We start from the raw sequence: 23,341 nt of genomic DNA on the forward strand, positions 1-23,341 counted from the left end.
ATTACATTCCTCCTACTTCATTAGATGGTTCAGTATTTTTTTCTGATTTTTGATATAATGCATGTCGTTGGCTATAAAAACCTAATAGGTATTTACCAGATAACGGTTTGTTATTAAAATCTTCAAATTTCATTCTAGAAGCCACTTCATCAATTAGTTTGGACAAATATAGCCCTCTTGTCCCGAGCCTCATTTGATAAGGTTGAATACTTTCCTGAATGATCTTCCATGTTCTTGCGGGGTGTTTGGAAAAAGCGTTCATATATCTGATGGCGTTAGTAGCTCGCGTTTCATCAGAATCTAAAGCGCGTCTTTCCAACACATCCGCAATTGCTAATAAACGGCCAAATAAATAATCGCGGTCGTTATTTTCTGTATCTAGCGCCACATTTAATCCCTCCTGTTTATTAATTAAAGCGCAGGCAATACTTAACGTTTTTTCCCATTCCCAGTTTTCCATTGCCACTGGATTTGAAGCGCGATAAAAAGCGCTTCTTATAATGTCCAGAGGAATTTTTTTATCATCGACAATGCAAGGAAAGATGCGCTCCATCAGCCCTTTCACCACTTTATCATTTGCTGTCGGCCCGTAAGCAGCAAACGCGATATCTTTAGTCGCGGGAGCCCCGTAAAATTGAACCGTTTTCTTTTGTTCATCTTTTCGATAACGATGGAGCCACACACAAGTCGAATGCCATTTAATCAGTCTATCCAAATACAGTTTTCTATCCATATTTCGATAATAAAGCACCGCAAGACGCCCCGGGGTAGCAGAATCAAGGATTAAAATATTCACCTCGGACTTTGTTGTCAGATTCGCTTTATACCCCTCCAAAGCTTTGGCTACTTCATTGGCAAATTCCTGATTCGTAAACGATTTTCTTTCTTTTTTTTCTAATGGCATGGGATGGATAGCAAAAGTATCTTCTGTCGGATCTGGAAGATTAATTTCATCATTTCCCCATACAAGAAACACGCGTTGGTCAATGATTTTTCCCTGCCTGTTAATCAGCCATTTCAATGCATTATGCGCCTTCTGGGAAACATCATAACTAATGCTGGCCACTTCATTACTTTCATGGAAACGTCCCCTGAACGTAAAACCACTCGTATCATTGGCAGAAATTAGTTTCGCTTTATCGCCAGCATTTCTAATTTTGTTTGCGTGTTTGTCAGTGCTTGGCAGCCTTTTTCCCGTTACATAACATAGATCCTCATCACTTAACAAATCTTTATAAAATAAAATAAAAGATTCATACATTTCAGGGTCTTCCCAAACCTTTGTTAGTATTTTATTAGGCGAATAAACATTAAATCGAATAAAGGCACTCTCTATACCGCCATTTATTACTGAAAATATGGGTGGTTTACTACCATACAAAGATTCGTATTTTTTATCCCATTTATCTATTAAATAACCCTCAGCATCTAAGTACAAAATTTTTTCATCCACTAAATCTTTAATTAATCGTTTCTTACTTAAATAGCTATAAATACTTTTTAGTTTTTTTGTTGCATAGGGTGATTCTGCCCAATCTTTCAACTGTTGAATATAATAGCTAAAAGGTTCTTCTTTTTTTATTTTTCCACCATATGTAACAAAATCGCCTGCTACATAACTTAATTTATCGTGAAGCGGATAAGGGGCTATTTTCGTACTAGTCCGGTTCGCGGCATCTTCTGTGCAAGGGATGACAGTCACCTCTTTAATGACTGTTGCCGAATGGAATTGCCCGTCTTCTGTGATATTCACTGTAATATGCGCGGTTTGAGTCGTATGAGAAATCGGCAACAAAGTATACTCTTGTTCATTATGCTTTTTTTCCATTACACCTACACGATCTAAATTGGATTCATATGTCTCATATAAATTTAATAACCAGCTCATTTATTCACCTCCCCCTCCTAATTGATTTAACAGTTCATCAGCAGATTCAATATTTGTTTTATCGAAATGCTTCGGATCCATTTTTTTGATTTTTCGAACATGTGTACATTGATCTGGCCTAATAAACTGAATAATGCCATTCTTCATAACTGGATTCCATAGACGTACTTCCATTTCGTTTCTACCGGTTTCATCTGGGTAATTAATCCCATGAACCATGGTACCTAGATGAATATCGCCATAATCGTCATAAAATCCTTCACCTTCACCAAATACACACGGTTCAACATACCCTTGACATTCTCTAGTGCCTAAAAAGATATCTCTTCGTCCTCCAGCTTTCAGTGAACGTTTTAGTATGTTGTGATGCTTATGTTCGTTGCGATCAAAAGCAAGATCAGGACGGTGCGGATTAAAAACAAAATGTGCACGCACTTGATATCTTACGTCTTTTAAATACGTATAATGAGCCAGTGTATTTCCCCCGCCATATTCAATTGGCCGAATGCCTTTGGATTCCATTCGAATCGGATTCATCACTCGAACCTCATCAATGATAAAAAGTATGGTGGGCTTCCAATAAATCGACTCGACAATTCCTTTCAACGCCTGGTAGGTTGGCACTTGATAGGACAGCTTTTCACCTCCCATTTTTGTCAAAGGATCCGTGAATAAGGCGTAATCACCATAAACTTCAAATTCAATAGCGTTTCTCAATACAGACACCTCCTTTTTGAATTTTTTAATAATTTAATAATAATCTTTTTTCAGAAAATATTCAACTTAAATAATATATTATATGAAATATAATATTTGAATCTTGATTATGGTATAATAAATTGTCGCTTTTAAAAGCGTGGATTGAAAAATATATTATATTATTTGAAAGAGGGTGCACCAAAAGTAATTGGCACCCTTTTGATTGTACTTTATTTTATTTAAGACCCCAGACCCCTCTTAAGTAAGCATCTTTTAAAATATACTTACATCCAAATGGCTGTCATTTTCAAGGTTGAGGCCGAATTCCTTATCATATGCTCCCTCTTTTAAGGCTAGGACTTTGCCGTCTAAATAACGCACTAACCCATCATTTTTGATTAATTGTTCGCGTTCATAATCGAAGATGTTGATCGTATATTGCTGAGCCTTTCGCAAAAGCTGGGAAAATTCATAAATGCTTTTATTGCTATTGAATTCAGCGATAATTTCTTTACCATCACCATACGGAACAATTACGGAAGTAGTCATGTCGTCAATCACTCGGAAATGTTCAGCCGCTGTTTTATAGCTATTTACTAAAAATAACGGAGGAAGCGCACCATTTTTTTGAAAATATGCTTGGCTATAGGAGCTTTTTCTTCTATTGGCTATCAATAGCTCTACCATTTCTTTTTTCAATTTCGGTATAAAATAATTCAAACTCTGCTTGAATTCCGTATAATACTCTTTAAAATATCTTTCCATCGCTTGCATAGACAAGATGCTGCCACCATGATTGGCCTGATCGCGGCTTATATCAATCAAAATTCTTTTCGCAACTTCTTTTCCAACAGCTATTTCTTTTAAACGATTTAACTTTTCTTCTTCATGGTCTATAACATAAACATTTTGTATGTCCTTTTCACCGTGCCGATTGCATCTGCCTGCAGCTTGTGCAATGGAATCTAATCCTGCTAATGAGCGAATCACACAATCGAAACTAACATCTACCCCCGCTTCAATCAGTTGGGTGCTTACACAAATTACTTTATTACCCTCTTTCAGATGATCTTTTATTTCACCTAAAATTTTATTACGATGAGCAGCACACATTGATGTACTCAAATGATAAATTGGTAAATTTATCTTCTTCATTTTCAATTGAGTATACAGATCTTTCACAACTGATTTCGTATTTAAAATAACTAACACACTTTGTACTTCTCTTATTTTTGCCTCAATAAAATTGGATAGTTTTTCATTATTAAATGTTTCATTTGTTGCTTTATCAATGATTTCCACCCGTTTAAATGCATTAATTACATAATTTAGGTTTTTGACCATTTCCGCATCCGTATTTATTTCTAATTTATGCTCAACGAAGTCTAATGCTGGTTGAGTTGCAGTGCAAAGCACGATGCTGGAGCAACCATAAGTTTTTAAAAAGTTTAGTGCCTGATTAAATAGAGATACACATGAAATAGGAACTTTTTGCACTTCATCAAAAATAATCACTGAATGACTTAAATTATGTAGCCTCCTAATATTTCTACTCCCATTTGCGTAAAAAACGTTCAAAAATTGTACAATCGTTGTAAAAATAATTGGTGAATCCCAATTATCTTTGGCTAATTTTAATTTTTGTTGCACACTAATCAAGCCATCTTGATTTTCATCATCATCTATATCTTCAATAACGTTTGAATGATGCTCTAATATATTGGCATCATCTTTTAATATTTTTCTAACTTCTTCTGCGTTTTGTTCAATAATAGTTGTATAGGGGACTACAAAAATGATGTGTTTTTTGTTATAAAGTTTCGCGTGTTTAAGAGCATATCTTAAACTTGCTAATGTTTTCCCTCCACCAGTTGGGATAGATAACGTATATATTCCTGATGCTCTCTCAGCAAATTTATCACACTGATCAGACATTTCTTTTCTTAGAAGATTAATAGTTGTACAGGCATCCTTTTGTTTACTATATGAATTGATTTTTCTCATGAGCCTTTCGTAGTATATATCAAATAACTCTTCATGATTGTTTATAGGGTCATTGGTTTTATTTTCTTCAAATAATCTTGTATTCGTTCTATCAGCATCAATTAAAGCACTAAATACAAATTTGGTTAAAAACATTAGTTGCTTTTCATAATTTCCTGATGACTCTTTTGCTAAAAATTGTTTTAACTCTTCAGCTGCTTTGTCAACATAATTATGAAAATCTCTCTCATTCATAACATATTTAAAAAAATATTGCTTTATCCTATCAAATTCAGGCAATTCTTTATCACGGACTCTTTTTAAGTAATTTGATTCTAAATCTGGATTTAAAAAATCTTGAAGATACGAGTGATGAGAAATTATCGCATTTCCCACCACTTCTGCTAAGAGACCTTTATGAGGATCTAACTTCTCGCTTGTATGAAAAATCTCATAGAGAAGTTTCCCACCTGCAGTTGAATGGTCAACACTTCCTCTTCTAGGCGGTGCATCAGGATTATTTACTGCTTCTAATATGTATTCTCTAAATTCATTTGTGCATTTTCCAAGATCATGAAGCACACCCGCAAGACCAGTTAAATGTTTTACACCTAGCTTTTCCCCATAGGATTCAGCTAAATCTCTTACTTCTAACAAATGATCTTTAACAGTTTGTATTTTATTATCACTTTCGCGTATATGGGCAATAAACTTCATTTAATCCCGCTCCCTGCGATATTTTTAAATATTTGCACCTACTCTAGATACACTAAAATTTCATATTAATATTCGATAAGGCAACGGGTAGCCTTTCAACCTCAAATTGGCATCGAAGTCTCATTTCTTTTCCCTCCAAGCTTTTCTATCATCATCCTATCATCTATTCCGGAACTTAATATGTCAGTTTAAAAAATTTTTTGACATTTTTTCTACTTCTTCCTCGACGCTTTGGCGAAGTTCACTAGGACCGAGCACCTGAACTGCAGATCCCATACTTAATACAAAACTAGTTAATTCCGGCAACCCGGACATCGTCGCCCGAAAAATGATGGATCCATCTTGTTGTTGCTCAATTTCTTGATCCTCTGAATAGATCTTTTCACTTAAAATCTTGGAAAATGGTGGTTTTACATGCAATTCAACAAAATAGGTATCAGCATAAATACTCGTTTTACCTATATAGTCTTCGAGCCGAAATGATTCATCACGCTGAAACCTTTCTTCATATATTTGATAATCTTGAATTCTAGTTAATTTAAAATCACGATAATCATTTCTCAGCTCACAATAAGCAATGCAATACCAAAATTTTTTATACGGAATCAGTTTGTAAGGATGAATGATGCGTTCAGTGCGGTCTGAATTTAAAGCCTCATAAACAATCTTCACTTTTCTGCGAGCCGCGATTGCAAAATTTAATTGTTCATACTTATCTTTTTCATGATTCCAATCGACATTTGCTTTTTCCTCTAAAATAATTGGCTGCCATTCAGACGAAGACTGAATCTGCTGTTTGGAAATACTTTGAATCTTCATGACGGCACTTTCAAAATCATCGAATTGCAAAAAGGTAGGATGATTTTTTAAATATTCACTTGCCTTTACTAACGCTTCTAATTCTTTTGGTGAAAGCGACAAGTATTCAAAAATATTGCTTTTCGGCAGAACATAACCTCCATATCTTCCTCTAGCTGTCTGAATATGGAATCCAGCCATTTCTAATTGATCTCGATAAACTCGAATAACCCTTTCACTTAATTCAAGTTCTTCTGCTAATTCTTTAATTTGCATTCGTCCTCGTGATTTCAATAAAAGAAGCATTCGAAAAGCATTGACAATTTTCGACATAATGATACCTCCAAAATACCTAATAACATTTACGTGTAATATTTTACCATAGTAAATTAATCCTATAGATAATCTGTATGGAAAATTTATAAAACTTTTGAAATTAGGTCTATTAGAACAGAGTGTGATCGCTTCAACCACAGAAGATGCTCTTGCCATCGGCTTTTCATAGTAAAGGTATCTTTAGCACACGTTAGGTGAACAAAGGCAAGGACATTTCATAAAAAACCGTCGAGCAGAAATTGAGGAAGATATTTTTGAAGGAAAACTTAAAGAAGATAGGATCATTTTGAAAATATAGGTGAATTGGCTTTATCCACAACTAAATGCAAGACAACTTGATTACGTGTCAAAATTTTATCCTCATTCCTGCTCTTTTTTCTCGCATAAAAGCAAGGCTCTTTGCAGAAGGAGCAGTGCTCGCAAACGGCGTCATTGTTTTTGGCTAATAAAATCCTAAAGGGTCAAAGTCACAATGAATCCATCTTTATCTCCTTTTTCACTGATTTCCTAAGTCAGCTAAATCAATTGCTGGGATATACAGTTGAAAATAATGAAGAAAACGTTGATAGTTGATCTCGTTAACAGCAAAACAGCTGCAGACATCGGCAGATTCATTTTTACCACATGAAAAGCATTGTTTCTTTGATTTCTTCTCTTGCTCTGTTCATGAACGAACACAGAGGACTGTGTGTGAAAGCGGGACGAATAACGTAATGCAGATTTCCATAAAATAACGGTGATTCGCTCTGTTATTCTTTTCAGCCGAACCATTTCTAAATTTGCAGCATGCTTTTTAAAAAAATGAAGCAAAAGTGTTGACTAATTTATAGTAATCTTATAGGATTTAATTGACTAATTAGTCAGTCAGGGGGGGTATAGTGCAGGCAGAAGCTCGAAGACAGGAAAGAAAACAGCAATTATTGCAAATTGCATTAGAATTATTTGCGACAGTTGGCTATGAAAAAACGAAAGTCTCAGATATCGTCGCAAAAGGCAATGTGTCCCAAGGGACATTTTATTGGTATTTTAAAAGCAAAGAAGCGATCGCGCTTGAGATGCTGGAAATAGGTCGTGCCCAACTTTTAGATGCAATCAAACTAGGGTACCGCACAAAAAAAGTGGACTTGCAAGATTCCGTTGCTTCCACGACACAAATGTTTGAACGTATTTTTCATTTCGCTGAAAACAATAAGTATTTCATGAACATATTGCTAAAAGGCATTCATTCTCAGCCAAAGATACAAGAAAAAGTGGAAGAGATTAAAGCAGACATGGAAACAGCTTTTGCGGAAAATATTGCACAGGCCAAAGAACTGAAAATGATCTCGCGTGAAGTAGATCCAAAATTACTGGCAGTATTCATCATGAGCCTCCTGGAAGGAGTTTTAGCCAGATGGCTATTTCAATCGCCATCATCAAAAGATGCATTACAGCAAAAAACACTTCAACAGCTCATTGAAGAAACTGTACACTTTGAATTTTTTGGAATCTTTGGTGTCTAATGAAGGAGGATAAGTCTGAAATATCTCTTACGGGCGACCACTGAAATAGAGGGCATAGTAAAATAAGCCATCGATCGATGACCTTGATGGAAATATTTGGATATAAAGGTTAGGTTGCAACAGTAATTATACGAAACCCTTGGGATTTAGCTAATAAAAGAGCTTGTTCTACCGTGATTTCACGGTTTACTGGAAGAACATCAGCTTTTTTATATAAATTCGGATTATATGGTTCTTTCTTTTTGAGAATGTTGTAGATAGCTGTTAAAAGCATACGTGCAATGGCAATAATTGCTCGTTTGTGACCCCTGCGCTTTTTGAGTTTCAAATAGCGGTTTCGAATTTCGGGATGTTTTTCACTTTTGACTACAGCGGTGGCACACTGTACCAAAAGAGGCTTGATGTAGCAGCCTGCTCTCGAAATTCTTACTGACTTTTTCTTGCCGGCACTCTCGTTATTTGTGGGTGTAAGTCCTGCCCAGGAACATAAATGCTTAGCTGTCGGAAACACGTTCATATTGACACCTATTTCTGAAACCACGGCAATGGCGGAAAAGATGTTCTTAAAGGACGGAACAGTTAAGATCAAGTTCATTTCCTCTGTGTAGGACGCGGCAAGGGAAAGAATGATTTTTTCAAGGTCAGCTTTACGAGATTGAAGGTCTTCATAGTGCTGTTTCATCACCTTTAATTTTTCAGCCTGCTCCGGTGTAATAAATCCGTCAATGGCTAACTCCAATTCAGGCAGTTTACTCTTCATGGAGCCGTGGATTAAAGGTTCAATATCAAAAGAAGTGTCTAAAGGGTTCTTAAGGAGCTTTTCAATGATGTTCATAGAGCTTTTGCCGAAGGTATCTGAAACAACATTTCCAAGCTGGATGTTAGACACGGTTAAACTGTTTTGAAGACGGTTCTTCTCACTTGACATAAAATTAGTCAGTTTAAAACGATAGCGCATAAGGTCACGCAGCTGTCTAATCTCAAGTGGTGGCATAAAGCTTCCAGCCACAAGGTCATGCTTAAATAAATCAGCAATCCATTTGGCGTCTTTTTTATCTGTTTTCTTGCCACGGATCGCCTTGACGTACTTAGGGTGTGCAAGAGTGATGTTGCAGGAAGCTTCAAGTACATTAAACACAGGAATCCAGTATTTCCCGGTAGATTCCATACAGACATCCTTACAGTTATTTTCACAAAGCCATTGTGACAGCTCATTCAATCCTTTTGTATAGGTAGAAAAGCGATGGCGTTTGTAAGTTGTAACTCCTTTGATTGTTGAGGCAATACAGGCAACAACAAAGGTTTTGTGGACATCGATTCCACAACAGATAGGGTATACAATTTTTAAGGCCATAGGGAATGATCCTTTCAGAGAATTATAGGGATAGACAGCATTGACTGATTGCCCAGCAATAAACGAGTAGTTGTTTATACAAAGATAAGTCTGCGTGCTCGAAGTCACACTTATTTGTGCTTGGAAAGGCAATCTACACATATAAACATGCGGTCACCCTGCAACCAGAGTGGCCCACTCACCTCCGCGTGATTTGTAGTTGATTGTTATCCCTATGACTTTAGAATAATAAAAATAACGCCGGCGGCACAATTGTTTCATTACGTTTTGTGCCTTGAGCGAAGCGAAAGGAATGGATATAAACATGAAAAAAATAAGATGGTTCATTTCACTCATTGCAATAGCAGCTCTAATACTTTCAGCATGCGGCAATAACAATGATCAAAAAGAAAAACAAACTCAAGATCAAGAGAAAAACGCATTACAGGAAATCAAAGATAAAGGCGAAATCACTGTCGGCATTATGGGTACTTATGCACCTTATAATTTTATGAATGAAAACAAAGAATACGACGGCTTTGACGTTGACATTGCGAAAGAATTGGCAAAACGTCTAGGAGTTAAAGCAAATTTTGTTGCACAAGAATTTTCTGGTTTAATTCCTGGGCTTCAAAAAGGTAAATTTGATATTTTAGTAAGCCAAGTGACAATCACAGATGAACGGAAAAAACAAATCGATTTTACAGAACCATATATTACAAATAAAGTCAAAGTGATCGTTCGGGAAGACAATAATGACATCAAATCTGTTAATGATTTTAAAGGAAAAACAATCGGAGTTGGACTTGGTACGAATGATGAAGCATATTTGCGAAATGAATTATTGCCAAAAGTGGGCGATTTTAAAATCAACACATATGATGACGTGATTACAACATTAAAAGACTTGGATGCTGGCAGAATTGATGCAACGATCAACAATGTCTATGCATTAAAACCAGTCATTGAAGAAAACGGCTATAAAATTAAAGCCGTCGGCGATCCAATTAAGGAGGACCAAGCTGGCGTTGCTGTGAAAAAAGGCAATAAAGAATTGGTGGATGCTTTAAATAAAGCATTGAAAGAAATGAAAGAAGACGGAACATATAAAGAAATTTATGTAAAATGGTTTGACGAAGAGCCGACCGAAGAATGATGAAAGTAGGTTGCCAAAATGGACTTAGTCATTGAAAACTTGCCTTTTTTGTTAAAAGGGGCATATTATACATTACTCATTACTGTAGTTTCCATGTTCTTCGGTTTAATCATTGGTTTAATCATTGCGATTGCCCGGCTTAAGGGCAATCGCATTCTGCGTGGTATAGCAAGAGCCTATGTGTCCATCATTCGGGGGACACCGGCATTGGTGCAAATCGTCATCGTTTATTATGGCTTAGTTGATTATGGGATTGAATTAGGCCCATTAACTGCTGCGTATATTGCACTAAGTATTAACATCGGCGCTTATGTTTCAGAAGCGTTTCGCGGTGCGATTCAATCCATACCAAAAGGGCAAACAGAAGCAGCGCTCGCAACTGGTATGACGGAACGCCAGGCGATGCGCCGAATTATCATCCCTCAAGCGATTCGCTACGCTATCCCCCCACTTGGCAATACATTTGTCGGAATGTTAAAAGAAACATCGCTCGTATCCGTTATTGCGGTCACAGAATTAATGCGCTCTGCTCAATTATTAGTGGCGCAATATTATGTTTACATGCCGTTTTATGCAGCCATTGCAGCGATGTATTGGATTATGAGTACATTCTTTACATTTTTATTAAATAAAATCGAAAAACGGCTGTCTGTTTATTAAGGTGGTGACAGCATGATAGAGATTAAAAATTTACAGAAAAATTTTGGACAGCACGAAATATTAAAAAATATTTCATTATCCATTCCAGCCCATCAAGTAGTGGCAGTCATTGGTCCAAGCGGTTCAGGAAAAAGTACGTTTTTAAGATGCATCAACGGACTTGAAACAATTACAGGCGGCACCATTACAGTCGACGGTCATGTGATTGATGCAAATGCTTCAAAAAAAGCACAACAAAAAGAAATTTATGCCATTCGTCGAAAAACAGGGATGGTGTTTCAACAATTTAATTTATACCCGCATAAAACGGCCGTCCAAAATGTAATGGAAGCTTTATTAGTAGTGAAAAAAATGCCGAAGGAAAAAGCATACAGCATCGCAGCCAATTTGTTAGAAAAAGTCGGGCTTGCAGCAAAAGAAGATGCTTATCCGTCTCAGCTGTCAGGCGGGCAGCAACAACGTGTAGCGATCGCAAGAGCTCTTGCGATGGAACCGAAGTTGATGCTATTCGATGAACCGACTTCTGCACTTGATCCGGAACTTGTAGGAGAAGTATTAAAAGTAATGAAAGAATTAGCAGAAGACGGCATGACGATGATTATTGTAACGCATGAGATGAAATTTGCCCGGAGTGCCGCTGACCGCATTTTATTTATGGCAGACGGCGTTATCGTAGAAGATGCGAAGCCAGCAGCATTTTTTGAACATCCGCAAACAGCGCGGGCACAAAAATTTTTGCAACAAGTTACAGAGTTTTAAAAGAGAGGAATTGAACAATATGCAAATTAAAGCAACATGGCAGGGCGGCCGTGCTTTTGAAGCAGTCGGTCCATCCGGATACAAAATGGCAATGGATGCCACGGAAAACTACGGTGGAGAAGGAAGTGCCGCAACCCCAACAGAAATGCTCCTAGCGGCTCTTGCCGGCTGCATTGGAATTGATGTAACGATGATTTTAAGACATGAATTAGATCATATTGAGGCAATTGATATTACAGTCGACGGCACGCGTCGCGAAGAATTGCCCTCTTCTTTCACCGCTTATACCATCACATTTACAGTAAATGGGGATATAACGCCGAAAAAAGTTTGGCGCGCCATCCAATTAGGCAAACAAAAATATTGTGCGGTTTCCGCATCTTTAAAGGGTGACGTTACGTTCAAACTAATATTGAACGGCAAAGAAATTCCTGCTGAAAAAGAGTGAAAAAACGAAGTAAAGTTTTGATTGCAAAGGATATTGAAAAATCTTTTGCAATCATTTTTTTATACAAATTTTGTTTTAGCAGCTGCCTTTAACTACCTATTTTCTTGTTTCTAACAGCTGTTCCGCTGTCCAAGCCGGAGTGTTTGCGGTTTTAACTAACTATTTTCTTGATTGGGGCTGTCTAATAAGTCGTTTTTTCGGCTTATTGACGGCCCCCTTTTATGTTTTAGAAACGTTGAAATATCGATGTTAATGATTTTTGGTATTTGACTTTCTGGACAGCCCCGTGCCACATTTTTTGTTTTTGCTGAAAAAAATAAACGACCTTTTCCCGCAATTCATTTGGAAAAGGCCGCAATTCGGATATCTATTCTTTTTCCAATCAATTTTTGTAACCTACTTCACAAAAATCGTTCTGCCATTTTTTATTTATAAATTTTCGACAGCACGCTCATCTTCTTTTACATAGGAATATGCTAGCTCATGGAAGGACACTTGATTTCCAATAACATAATCATGTTGTTTTCGATTTTCATGCGCTTTTTGGAACACATCGCTGTGGAACCAGCCTTCGAAGCTTTCTTTGTTCTCCCATGTTGTGTATACACGAACTTCGTCATAATCTTTTAATCCGTCTGTTACTAAGAGATCTAAACGAATGAACCCAGGAAATTTCTCAATTCCCTTTCTAATTTTAAAACGCTCCACTAACTTTCCGGAATATCCTTTTTTCACGCGAATGGAATTGGTAACGATGTACATTCTTTTTTCCCCTTTCTTTTGAATCGTTTTGGAATAAACATTGGTTTTCCATCCATATCATGGATGGAGACAGAAATACCAAATACCTCTTCAAACATTTTTTCCGAAAATACTTCCTCTGGACTGCCTTGTTGATAAATCGTCCCGTCTTTCATCACGATTAAGCGGTCACTATACTGTGCGGCTTGATTCAGATCGTGAAGAATCATGATGACGGTCCTGTTATACTGTTGATTGATCGTTTGGACAACCTCCAAAATTTCCAATTGATGTACAATATCTAAAAACGTGGTCGGTTCATCCAATAATAAATATTCAGTACTCTGGGCAAGAACCATCGCAATCCACGCTCTTTGCCTCTCGCCTCCTGATAAGGAAGACAAGTGTTGATGTTCATATTGTTTCACATTGGCAAGATCTAACGCCCAATCAACGATTTCTTTATCTTCATGACTGAATGGGGCAAATTTGCGTTTATAAGGGTTCCTGCCGAACTCTACTAATTCACGTACGGTAAAATCGAGCGTAACATCATGTGTTTGCGGCAGCATAGTTAATTGTTTTGCAATATCTTTTCGATTCGCAGAAACGATATTTTTTCCATTGAGAATGATCTCGCCATTTTGGGGCTGTAATAAGGCAGCGATGAGCCGCAGCAAGGTGGATTTTCCTGATCCATTAGGCCCGATAATACTAATCACTTCACCCTTTGGCAATTCCAGATTCATTTCGTTGATGCCGAATCGTTTGGAATGGTGGTAAGTCAGATCTTTAACGGTGAGCATGCTTCACTCCCCCTTTAAAGACCAAATATAGGAAAAACGGACCACCTAGAAAAGACAGCAGGATCCCTACCGGCAGTTCAATAGGATCAAACCAGCTTCTTGCCGCAGCATCTGCGAACACAACGAGTATGCCGCCGCCTACACAGGATAATGGCAGCAAATAACGATAATCGTTTCCGATGAGCAATCGAATGATATGCGGAACGATAAGACCTACAAATCCTACCAGTCCGGCCACACTGACGGCTATTCCAGCTAAAAGAGCACTGACAAAAATTAAGAAAAATCTGCTTCTTTCCACTTGATGGCCTAATAAAGTGGCTACCTCATCCCCCAGCATCAGCATGCGGATATGTTTGATAGAAAAAAATGCTAATGCCAGTGCAAAAATGGCATAATAAACAATCATCTCTACATGCACCCAGCTTACGCCGCTAATCCCGCCATTTAGCCACGGCAGAACCGCTTGAACTTTGTCGCTATGTAAAATCATAATACATGACATGATCGCACCTAAAAAGGCGTTGATTGAAATCCCGACCAGCATAATTCGAACAATGGAAGTTCCATCTTGCCAAGCTAGCAAATAAATGAGCATTGCCGTAAGAAAAGCGCCAAGAAAGGCTGCTAAAGGCAAAATGTGCAGTTGATCGGGATACAGCACCATGATCACCGTCGCTGCTAGTCCTGCCCCAGACGTCACGCCAATAATACCGGGATCCGCAAGCGGGTTTTTCATTACACCTTGTAAAATCGCACCCGAAACCGCTAAACACATGCCGACAAGCAGCCCAACGAGAATCCTTGGGAGCCGCAAATCCCAAACAACACGGTACACTAACGATTCCTTATCGCCCATATCCGCAAAAAATTCCTTAAATGAAATAGAGATACTGCCTGCTGTCAGGCTATAGAATACGTTTAGAAACAATAAGATGATCAGAATGATGATAAGCCATATTCGTTTCTTTCGATTCATCATGAATCCTTTCCTATATCTTTCAAGCTTTGACGCATATATTCCACTGCTTCTGTGATCTTTGTCCCCGGATTAGTGCCAAACAAATTCGATGGCAGCACCACAATGTTTCCTTTTTTTACCGCATCCAAGTTTTTCCAAGCTGCATTTTTTTCCATTTCTTGTTTAAAAGCTTTTTCTACCCCGCTAGGATCACCGTGTGTGATTAAGTAAATGATATCTGGATCAGCTTCCACCACACGTTCTACCGCTAATTGAGCGTATTGCGGATATTCTTTTAACTTTGGAAAGTTCGATGCTACATTGATTCCACCCGATTTTTCTAAAATATCTCCTGCCAATGACGTTGGGAGAGCTGCTAAAAATGATCCAGGTGCTCCATAAACAAGCAATGCTTGAGCTTCGGAAGCTTCCGTTTGCTTCTCAACGACTTGCTCGATTTGTTTAATCAACTCTTGAGCTTTCGATTCTTTACCGAGAAGAGTTCCATATGTTTCGATGTTTTTCTTTATATCTTCAATGGAATTCGCTTCCGTCATGATAGTTTGTATTCCTTGATTCTCCAATGCGGGGATGTTTTTATCAAAACCAACATTGGCAATTAACACATCTGGCTTCAAACTTACGATCTTCTCTATATTCGGCTGGTGTGTATTTCCGATTTCTACTACTTTTTCTAATTCTTCCGGTATCTCTACCTTCGTACTAGGCCTGCCGACAATTTCCCCTCCTAATTGATGAATGATATCCATATCACCGATCGTTAATGAAGCAAATTTTTTCGGATGAGTGTCAAAAGCAACTTCACGACCTGATGCATCGGTCACTTTCACTTTGCTTTCTGTTACTTTTGTCCCTCCTGTTGATTCAGTTCCTTTTACCCCGCATCCGGTAAATAAGAGCAATAAGAAAAACGTGAGGGTGAATTGGAAAAGTTTTGTTTTCAAAAGTATCCCTCCTTTACCATTTTAATTAAAAATGATTATCATTGTCAATTGTTATTTTCGAAATTTTCAACTATTTACTTGTTCTCCTTTAATTTTGCATGTATGACAAGTCTCCCTTCTCCTCCAGGAAACGTGTAATCACAAGTAGATAAAGTTAAAATTTGATCATTCGGTTCGATATCAATATCGGTCTTATAAATGGAACGATCTTTTAACTGATTGACGAATGATAAAAATTCGTCATCAGAGGAAAATTCAGTATCGATATAATAAAAATCTGTAGTCGTTTTATATACTGAAAAGATTTCAGCATCGTAGCTTTCATATAACGTATCAAAATAAATGGTGCGGTGATGCTGGAAAAACGATTCATCCAGATATTTATCTAATTGTCCAAACATCGTGTCATCTTTCATACGATGTCCGTAAAGGATAACATTTTGATTTAGGCCTTTCACATCATTTCGATAATCCATAAAAATGCTTCCAGCCCTTGATTTCTCTTTTTTATAATTTCTTGTTAAATAAAACTCATTGTTTTCCGCTTGAAGAATCGGATACGAAATGTATGTGTCGGGAATTTCAATCCAACCAACAATATCTTGGTTAATGCGCTGCAATTCAATAAAAGACGAACGAATTCTTTCAAAGTCCTTGCCTTCGTGAGAAGTTCTCTCGGTACGATTTTCTTGATAAACCTCTTGAATTTCAGCTAAAACTTGCCGGTTTGTATAGTAATCGTAAAGGATACTTATAATTTGATACGCTGAAAAAAACAAAATCCCAATGCAAACAATGCTAACGAGTTTCCCAATGATCTTTCTCAATCCCCGATCATTCATGTCGCATTGTCATTCCTTCTAGCAACTCCCATTGGCACAACATAAAATCCGCTTTGATCATTATGATTGACTATGGCTCTTACCCCATAAATGCTTTCAATCATTCCTTCCGTGATCACTTCTTTTGGAGAACCTTCCGTCACAATTTCGCCGTTTTTCATCACAATAATCCAATCACTATAACGAATGGCTTGATTCATATCATGCAGCACCATCACAATCGTAATGTTATACTCCCTGTTTAACTTCTTGATGAGCTCTAAAATTTCGAATTGATAATAAACATCCAAATATGTTGTCGGTTCATCCAAAAACAAAATAGGAGTTTTTTGCGCCAATGCCATCGCTATCCAAACTCGCTGTCTTTCTCCCCCAGACAGCTGTTCTACTTTTTCTTTTCGTTTTGATTGCAAATTGGTAATGGAAAGCGCCCAATCAATCACTTCTTCATCCTCTTCTGAGTTATGATGATGAAAAAATCTTTTATACGGCATGCGGCCGTAGCTCACCAGGTTCTCGACATTGATATCAAAAGGAATTTCATTTTTTTGATGAACAACCGATAGTTTCTTCGCCAATTCCTTCGGCTTATATTGTTGAATCAATTTTCCGTCCAAAATAATCTGGCCTTTTTGCGGTGCATTGTGGCTAGACATAACTTCTAATAATGTGGACTTTCCGCATCCATTCGGACCGATAATCGTCGTAATTTTACCAGGTTCAACAGCAAGGTTAATTGATTTTAACTGATCCTCTTTTTGATTATATGAGAATGAAACATTTTTAACCTCCATAGATGCGATCACTCCTTCTAATCAATATAATCAAAAAGGGACCGCCGATTAATGACATAATAATGGATGCAGGAAGTTCCGTCGGCGCTAAAAACACCCTTCCGATTGTGTCGGCCGTTAAAATAAGCAAAGCTCCTGATAAAATGGAGAATGGTGTTAATATTTTATAATCTGAACCGACTAATAGCCGTCCAATATGGGGAATTAGCAAACCGACAAATGCAATGACCCCAACAGTTGCGGTTGTGACGCTTGCCAAATAAACTGCAATCGCAGATATAATAACCCGAGCTCTTGTCACGTGAAGCCCCAGATTTCGCGCCGTTTTATCTTGTAAAGCCAGCATGTTGCACCAAGAATAAACGAGCAAGGACAATATTAAACCGATGGAACCATATATAACAATTGTTTGAACATCGTCCCACGTTTGTTGAGATAATGTTGATGCAGTAGCTTTCGCAGAACTGGTTGTCGTATAGCCTCTGTAGTTAAAGGATTCATATAATGCAGTAAACACCGCATTGACTGCCACCCCAACTAAAATTAATCGAAGGGGGCTGAGTCCTGATTTCCATGAAAAGGAATAGACAAGAAAACAGGCAAGTATCCCTCCAAGAAAAGCAAACAGCGGCATCCAAAAAAACAACGTAGGAAAGAAGCTGATCATAGTTAATGCAACAAAATTGGCTCCTGAAGAAATCCCGATGATCCCAGCTTCCGCCAAAGGATTTCTCATGACTGCCTGCAATAATAATCCCGATACCGCCAAATTTGCTCCAGCAAAAAGGGACACAATGATCCGTGGAAATCTCATATCCTTTATGACTTCTACATCTTCATTTCCACCAAACAAAAGGCCTCTGATCAACTCAGCAACGCCAATTTCCAAACTTCCGTTCACAATAGAGAAAAAAGTGACAACAACCAGCATTGTGGTCACTACTGCAAAAGTTAGCCACGTTTTCTTCATGGATCAGCACCCTTTTCTTTTTTGTCCGCTTATTCATGAAACTCAGGATACAAATATTTCACCAATTCATCTAAAGCTTCATCCGCTCGAATGGTTGCGGTAGTCGGGAACAATTCTTCTTCCAGATCATACACCCTGCCATTTTTGACAGCATCAAAATGCTTCCATATATCGTTCTTCTTAAATTCTTCATCGAACATTTTGACTACTTCCTCCGGCATGCCGTGAGCAAGCCTTAATATGACATCGGGATTGGACTCATATAAATATTCTGTGTTAGATTCTAAATACTCCACTTTCTCTCCTTGAATCACGTTGTTTCCACCCGCCAATTTCACTAGATCGCCAATATAGGAATGCTCTGTTGCCACTAAGTAACTTCCGGGAACTCCGAGTAAGATTAAAACATTTGGTTTTTCCAAGTTACGAGTTTTTTTCTGGATTTCTTTTACTTTTTTTTCGAATCTATCAACGATCTTCTTCGCTTGTTTTTGTCGTTCATATTTTTCTCCGAGTGCAAGAATTTCCTTTTCCATTGATTGAAGACTGGTTAAATCCAAAAAATCTACTTGAACGTTATGTTTTTCAAACACTGGCTCTAAATCATATTGAATAGTTGAAACAGAGTATACATCAGTAGGTTTTAAAGACATCAAAACTTCCATATCAGGATTTTTAGCATACCCCACTCTTTTCGCATTCTTATACCGCTCCGGCAGTTTTTTGCTGCTTGTGGGGACGCCAACTAAATCAATATCTAACGCATCAAAAATTTCCGTAACGGCAACAGATAATGAGACAACTCGATGATCCTGTTTTTTCGGCTTTTTTTGTTCCGTTGATTCAGCAGCAGATGAAGAACAACCGGCGACGACAACCAGCAGCATTATCAAAAGGATCAGCCATCCCATTCTTCTTTGTTTACACACTTAAACAAAGCCTCCCCGCTTTTTCGACCGACCTAAAAAGTCGTTGTCATATTTTTTTAAATAAGAAAATGTTGTCTTGATGGGCATGTCCGCATCAAGACAACAGTCAGGTTATTTTTTCAAATGAATAAGGAGCCTTGAGCGATTCTTCCAAACTATGATGGCAAGAGATCCTAGCAGCAATGCCAAATACAAACCAATTTGGGAAAGATCAGCCGTTTTGGCATTCACGGTTGAATTATTTGAGTTATTGGAAGCGTCATCGTCTGTCGACTGTTGATCTGCATCTCGGTTAAAGGTTAGTGAATCGTCATCGCTATTGCTATTTTGTTGATTTTGATCCTGATTTTGGTTTTGATCTTGATCGCTGGAATTCGTATCCTTCGTTGGAACGCCTGTTCCATCATATGGTTTTACACTATCTGGATCGAAAGCAATTTGGATATCATACGTATTGTGATATTGAAGATCTGGAATATCCACCTTGATCTTAGCATTCACTTTTTTAGATAAATCTTCGATTGGGAAACCTACTACTCTTGTATCCTCTTTTTCATTTTTGCTTCGCACTTCCACATCTTGATATTGGCCGTTTCTTTCCACTTGTAATTTCGTGATCCATGAGCTTTTTAGCAATGTGAACGCAACATCTAATTGTCCATTTTTTACAGTTAATAGTGCCGGGCTGACAACATAATCATTGACCATTGACGGTTCTTCTGTACCATTTTTTAATACAGTAAATTCCACGGTATATAGACCGTCAGCCAACTCATTTCTTGTTTGGCCGCCATTTTTATTTCCAGAATTTTGATTGTTATTGTTCGATGGATTGTCTCCAGGCTTATTTGTACCCGGATCTTTCCCAGGATCTTCTGGTTTTTGTCCATCCTCATCCGGCTGTTCCTTCTTCACTGGCTTGATGCTGTCTACATCAAACTGGATTTGAACCGTATAAGATCCATCATAACCATATTGCGGTATAACAACTCTTGTTTGAACATTCAGTTTTTTCGTTAAATCGTCCACTTCAAACTTGACGACTCTTGTGTCTTCTACGTCATTCGTCGATACAACCTCCGCATCGACATATTGACCGTTTCGTTCTACTTGAAAGGTTTTAATCCATCCGCTGTTTTTTAACGTCACGGAGACGTATTTTTTGCCATCCTTCACCGATAAGTGAGCCGGTTTCACAGTATAGCCATCCATCATCGAGATATCTTCTGTCTTGTCTTTCAAGACCTTAAAGTCAATCGTATATTCGCCGTCTTGAAGCTGTTCTCCAGGCTGTTCATCCTGATCGCCATCTTCTCCCGGCTGCGGATTTGGCTCATTATCTCCAGGTGCTGGATCATTTTGTTCCTCGCCATCTTCTTGTCCTGGATTTTCAGGCTCTTGGCCGCCTTCATCCGGCTGCTCCGCCTGCACTGGTGTAATACTGTCTACGTCAAACTGGAATTGGACGGTATGCGTCATTTCATACATGTTCGGAACCGAAACAGTCAATTGAGCATTCAATTTTTTTGTTAAATCGTCTACTTCAAACTTGACGACTCTTGTATTTTTTTCTACATTCGTCGATACAACCTCTGCATCGACATATTCGCCATTTCGCTCTACTTTAAAGCTTTTAATTAATGAACTGCTTTTTAACGTCAATAAGACGTATTTTTTGCCGTCCTGCACTGTTAAACGGGCCGGCTTCTCTGTATAGTTGTCCATTGATGAGATATCATCTGTCCCGTTTTTGAACACTGTCAAGTCAATCGTATATTCTCCGTCTTGAAGCTGTTCCGCAGGCTGTTCATCTTGATTGCCATCTTCTCCCGGCTGCGGATTTGGCTCAGTATCTCCAGGAGTTGGATCTTTCGGCTCTTCCCCATCTTCTTGACCTGGATTTTCAGGCTCTTGCCCGCCCTCTTCCGGCTGCTCCGCCTGCACTGGTGTAATGCTGTTTACATCAAACAAGAATTGAACAGTATGAACCGTATCATATACCCCTGGTACGGCAACTCTTGTTTGAACATTCAGTTTTTTCGTTAAATCATCTACTTCAAATTTGACGACTCTCGTATTTTCTGTCTCATTCGTCGATACAACCTCCGCATCGACATATTCACCGTTTCGTTCTACTTGAAAGGTTTTAATCCATTCGCTGCTTTTTAACGTCACTGAGACGTATTTTTTGCCGTCCTGTACTGTTAAACCAGCTGGCTTCACAGTATAGCCGTCCATTGTTGAGGTATCTTCTGTCCCGTTTTTCAAGACCCTAAAGCCAATCGTATATTCGCCGTCTTGAAGCTGTTCCGCAGGCTGTTCATCTTGATTGCCATCTTCTCCCGGCTGCGGATTTGGCTCAGTATCTCCAGGAGTTGGATCTTTCGGCTCTTCCCCATCTTCTTGACCTGGATTTTCAGGCTCTTGCCCGCCCTCTTCCGGCTGCTCCGCCTGCACTGGTGTAATGCTGTTTACATCAAACAAGAATTGAACCGTATGAACTGTATCATATACGCCTGGTACGGCGACTCTTGTTTGAACATTCAATTTTTTCGTTAAATCATCCACCTCAAACTTGACGACTCTTGTGTTTTCTGCTTCATTCGTCGATACAACCTCCGCATCGACGTATTCACCATTTCGTTCTACTTGAAAGGTTTTAATCCATTCGCTGCTTTTTAATGTCACTGATACATATGTTTTGCCGTTCTGCACTGTTAAGCCGGCCGGCTTCACGGTATAGCCGTCCATTGTCGAGGTATCTTCTGTTCCGTTTTTCAAGACCCTAAAGCCAATCGTGTATTCTCCGTCTGCTAAAGCCGATTCAGCAAAAACAGGCTGTATTTTGACGGTCGGCAATAATAGCAGGACAACCATAAAAATGGCAAAAAACTTTCTAATCCTTTTCTTCACAAGAAACCTCCCCTTCTACGAAACTTTAAATCTAGATTTGAATTTAAAAGTTAGAAATGCTGCAGATAATAAAAATAAACCGATGAAAACATAAAGTGACGTGCTGTCACTAGTTTCCGGATTATTTTCTGTCTGCTTGTCTGTTTCATTTTGATTGTTTGTTTTATTTTGACTACTTTTTTCATTGCTTGTTTTTGTAGAAGCAGAGGTAGATGATTCGTTTGAACTATTAGAATCTGAGCTAACAGCTTTAATGCTATTTTGATCAAACTTTAGTCTTATTGTGTAATGGCTGTCATAAACACCCTCTCCAGGAAATTCTTCTTCTGGAATATAAACATGTATTTGAGAGGTTACAATGTCGGGAACTTGATCTACTTCAAATTGCGCAACTCTTTTATTTGCAGAAGTATCTGTGCTTATCACTTTTGTATCTACATTAGAGACTTTAAATTCTTTAATCCACGAACTATGATTTAATCTTACTTGAACAAAGTATTTGCCATTTTTCACAATTAGTTTTGCAGGCTTTTCCCAATAATCATTGGCTATGGATACCGAATCATTATCTGCTTTTAAAACTTTATAGTTGATGGTATATGTTCCATCAGCCAAGGAATTATTCGCCGATGCCGGCAATGAAGCATAAAAAACTACAAAAAGTAAAAAGACGACTGAAAAAATTTTTTTCATTTTTTGATCCGTACCCTCCTTTAAAATGTAATTAATAGATTGTTATATTCCAGAATTAAATAGCTTTCCCCCTTTCGGCCACTTATCAATAATGATTCTCAATCTCAAGAGTCATTTTATTAATAACGATTCTCATTGTCAATAAATTTTTATGAATCTTCCAGTTTTCCATCATTATAGAAATTTTTCATTTAGTAGTTTTTTATTTAGTTGTATACTCCGTATTAGAAGACTTTAGTCGAACTTTATACAAGAAAATAGAAAAATCTTGTTTAATTGAATTTCATCCATAAAAAAATAATTTGTATTTATCGGAATGATTGATTCGCTTTATGTCTGAAAAATTATTCGGACAGTGTATTATTCATGTGAATATAAGCTATCGATTAACAAAATGAATAGAAGAAAAAATGGAGATGCAACAAATTAGATCAGTTCCCTTTTTTCG

Annotated in this window: 20 protein-coding genes; 5 read left to right on the forward strand and 15 right to left on the reverse strand. The window is 37.9% G+C overall.

Features of this window, described 5'->3' with window-relative positions:
• Position 1: 1 nt before the first annotated feature.
• The 4 genes from cas8c to NST97_RS10595 all read right to left on the reverse strand — a co-directional run bounded on the left by cas8c (position 2) and on the right by NST97_RS10595 (position 6,418).
• A complete protein-coding gene (gene cas8c / locus NST97_RS10580; RefSeq protein ID WP_340882148.1) occupies positions 2-1,888 on the reverse strand; it encodes a type I-C CRISPR-associated protein Cas8c/Csd1 in 1,887 nt (628 codons plus the stop codon).
• Complete coding sequence (cas5c, locus tag NST97_RS10585; protein ID WP_130158748.1) at positions 1,889-2,605, reverse strand: type I-C CRISPR-associated protein Cas5c; 717 nt, start codon at positions 2,603-2,605, stop codon at positions 1,889-1,891.
• Between the two features lie 255 nt (positions 2,606-2,860).
• Complete coding sequence (cas3, locus tag NST97_RS10590; protein WP_340882150.1) at positions 2,861-5,287, reverse strand: CRISPR-associated helicase Cas3'; 2,427 nt, start codon at positions 5,285-5,287, stop codon at positions 2,861-2,863.
• 183 nt (positions 5,288-5,470) lie between these two features.
• Positions 5,471-6,418, reverse strand: coding sequence for a helix-turn-helix transcriptional regulator (locus NST97_RS10595; protein WP_340882152.1), 948 nt, complete (start codon positions 6,416-6,418; stop codon positions 5,471-5,473).
• Between the two features lie 881 nt (positions 6,419-7,299).
• Here NST97_RS10595 and NST97_RS10600 point away from each other — a divergent pair.
• Positions 7,300-7,923: a TetR/AcrR family transcriptional regulator gene (locus tag NST97_RS10600; protein ID WP_232515597.1), complete on the forward strand. Its 624-nt coding sequence runs from the start codon at positions 7,300-7,302 to the stop codon at positions 7,921-7,923.
• Positions 7,924-8,032: 109 nt separating this feature from the next.
• Here the strand turns inward: NST97_RS10600 and NST97_RS10605 are convergent, their stop codons facing one another.
• On the reverse strand, positions 8,033-9,277 hold the full coding sequence (locus tag NST97_RS10605) for an IS110 family transposase (RefSeq protein WP_340733413.1): 1,245 nt from the start codon (positions 9,275-9,277) through the stop codon (positions 8,033-8,035).
• Positions 9,278-9,581: 304 nt separating this feature from the next.
• Here NST97_RS10605 and NST97_RS10610 point away from each other — a divergent pair, with 304 nt between their 5' ends.
• The 4 genes from NST97_RS10610 to NST97_RS10625 are packed head-to-tail and all read left to right on the forward strand — an operon-like array spanning position 9,582 to position 12,279.
• A complete protein-coding gene (locus NST97_RS10610) occupies positions 9,582-10,412 on the forward strand; it encodes a substrate-binding periplasmic protein (RefSeq protein WP_063387722.1) in 831 nt (276 codons plus the stop codon).
• Between the two features lie 18 nt (positions 10,413-10,430).
• Positions 10,431-11,072 (forward strand): amino acid ABC transporter permease, encoded by a 642-nt coding sequence (locus NST97_RS10615; protein ID WP_130157528.1) that lies wholly within the window; start codon positions 10,431-10,433, stop codon positions 11,070-11,072.
• A 12-nt stretch (positions 11,073-11,084) separates the two neighbouring features.
• Entirely contained in the window at positions 11,085-11,831 is a 747-nt protein-coding gene (locus NST97_RS10620) for an amino acid ABC transporter ATP-binding protein (protein WP_066250100.1), read from the forward strand.
• 19 nt (positions 11,832-11,850) lie between these two features.
• Positions 11,851-12,279, forward strand: a complete 429-nt coding sequence (locus tag NST97_RS10625) for an OsmC family protein (protein ID WP_063387719.1) — start codon at positions 11,851-11,853, stop codon at positions 12,277-12,279.
• Positions 12,280-12,708: 429 nt separating this feature from the next.
• Here the strand turns inward: NST97_RS10625 and NST97_RS10630 are convergent, their stop codons facing one another.
• The 10 genes from NST97_RS10630 to isdC all read right to left on the reverse strand — a co-directional run bounded on the left by NST97_RS10630 (position 12,709) and on the right by isdC (position 22,893).
• Complete coding sequence (locus NST97_RS10630; RefSeq protein WP_063387718.1) at positions 12,709-13,041, reverse strand: antibiotic biosynthesis monooxygenase; 333 nt, start codon at positions 13,039-13,041, stop codon at positions 12,709-12,711.
• On the reverse strand, positions 13,011-13,826 hold the full coding sequence (locus tag NST97_RS10635; protein WP_063387717.1) for an ABC transporter ATP-binding protein: 816 nt from the start codon (positions 13,824-13,826) through the stop codon (positions 13,011-13,013). The genes NST97_RS10630 and NST97_RS10635 overlap by 31 nt, the downstream gene beginning before the upstream one ends.
• The gene (locus NST97_RS10640; protein ID WP_341343206.1) at positions 13,813-14,808 is read right to left on the reverse strand and encodes a FecCD family ABC transporter permease; all 996 of its coding nucleotides are present in this window, start codon (positions 14,806-14,808) and stop codon (positions 13,813-13,815) included. Before NST97_RS10640 ends, NST97_RS10635 begins: the two co-directional genes overlap by 14 nt.
• Positions 14,805-15,752 (reverse strand): ABC transporter substrate-binding protein, encoded by a 948-nt coding sequence (locus NST97_RS10645; protein WP_063387715.1) that lies wholly within the window; start codon positions 15,750-15,752, stop codon positions 14,805-14,807. Before NST97_RS10645 ends, NST97_RS10640 begins: the two co-directional genes overlap by 4 nt.
• Before the next feature lie 74 nt (positions 15,753-15,826).
• Entirely contained in the window at positions 15,827-16,594 is a 768-nt protein-coding gene (gene srtB / locus NST97_RS10650) for a class B sortase (RefSeq protein ID WP_063387714.1), read from the reverse strand.
• Positions 16,591-17,388: an ABC transporter ATP-binding protein gene (locus NST97_RS10655; RefSeq protein WP_130157533.1), complete on the reverse strand. Its 798-nt coding sequence runs from the start codon at positions 17,386-17,388 to the stop codon at positions 16,591-16,593. Before NST97_RS10655 ends, srtB begins: the two co-directional genes overlap by 4 nt.
• Positions 17,378-18,358: a FecCD family ABC transporter permease gene (locus NST97_RS10660; protein ID WP_063387712.1), complete on the reverse strand. Its 981-nt coding sequence runs from the start codon at positions 18,356-18,358 to the stop codon at positions 17,378-17,380. The genes NST97_RS10655 and NST97_RS10660 overlap by 11 nt, the downstream gene beginning before the upstream one ends.
• Positions 18,359-18,387: 29 nt before the next feature.
• The gene (gene isdE, locus NST97_RS10665; protein ID WP_063387711.1) at positions 18,388-19,269 is read right to left on the reverse strand and encodes a heme ABC transporter substrate-binding protein IsdE; all 882 of its coding nucleotides are present in this window, start codon (positions 19,267-19,269) and stop codon (positions 18,388-18,390) included.
• A 129-nt stretch (positions 19,270-19,398) separates the two neighbouring features.
• The gene (locus NST97_RS10670; RefSeq protein ID WP_341343207.1) at positions 19,399-22,200 is read right to left on the reverse strand and encodes an NEAT domain-containing protein; all 2,802 of its coding nucleotides are present in this window, start codon (positions 22,198-22,200) and stop codon (positions 19,399-19,401) included.
• A gap of 15 nt (positions 22,201-22,215) precedes the next feature.
• Positions 22,216-22,893 carry a heme uptake protein IsdC gene (gene isdC, locus NST97_RS10675; protein ID WP_063387709.1) on the reverse strand — a complete coding sequence of 226 codons (678 nt, stop codon included), beginning with the start codon at positions 22,891-22,893 and terminating at the stop codon, positions 22,216-22,218.
• Between the last annotated feature and the right edge of the window lie 448 nt (positions 22,894-23,341).

The organism is Aeribacillus sp. FSL K6-1305, from assembly GCF_038050115.1.
Taxonomy (GTDB): domain Bacteria; phylum Bacillota; class Bacilli; order Bacillales; family Aeribacillaceae; genus Aeribacillus; species Aeribacillus composti.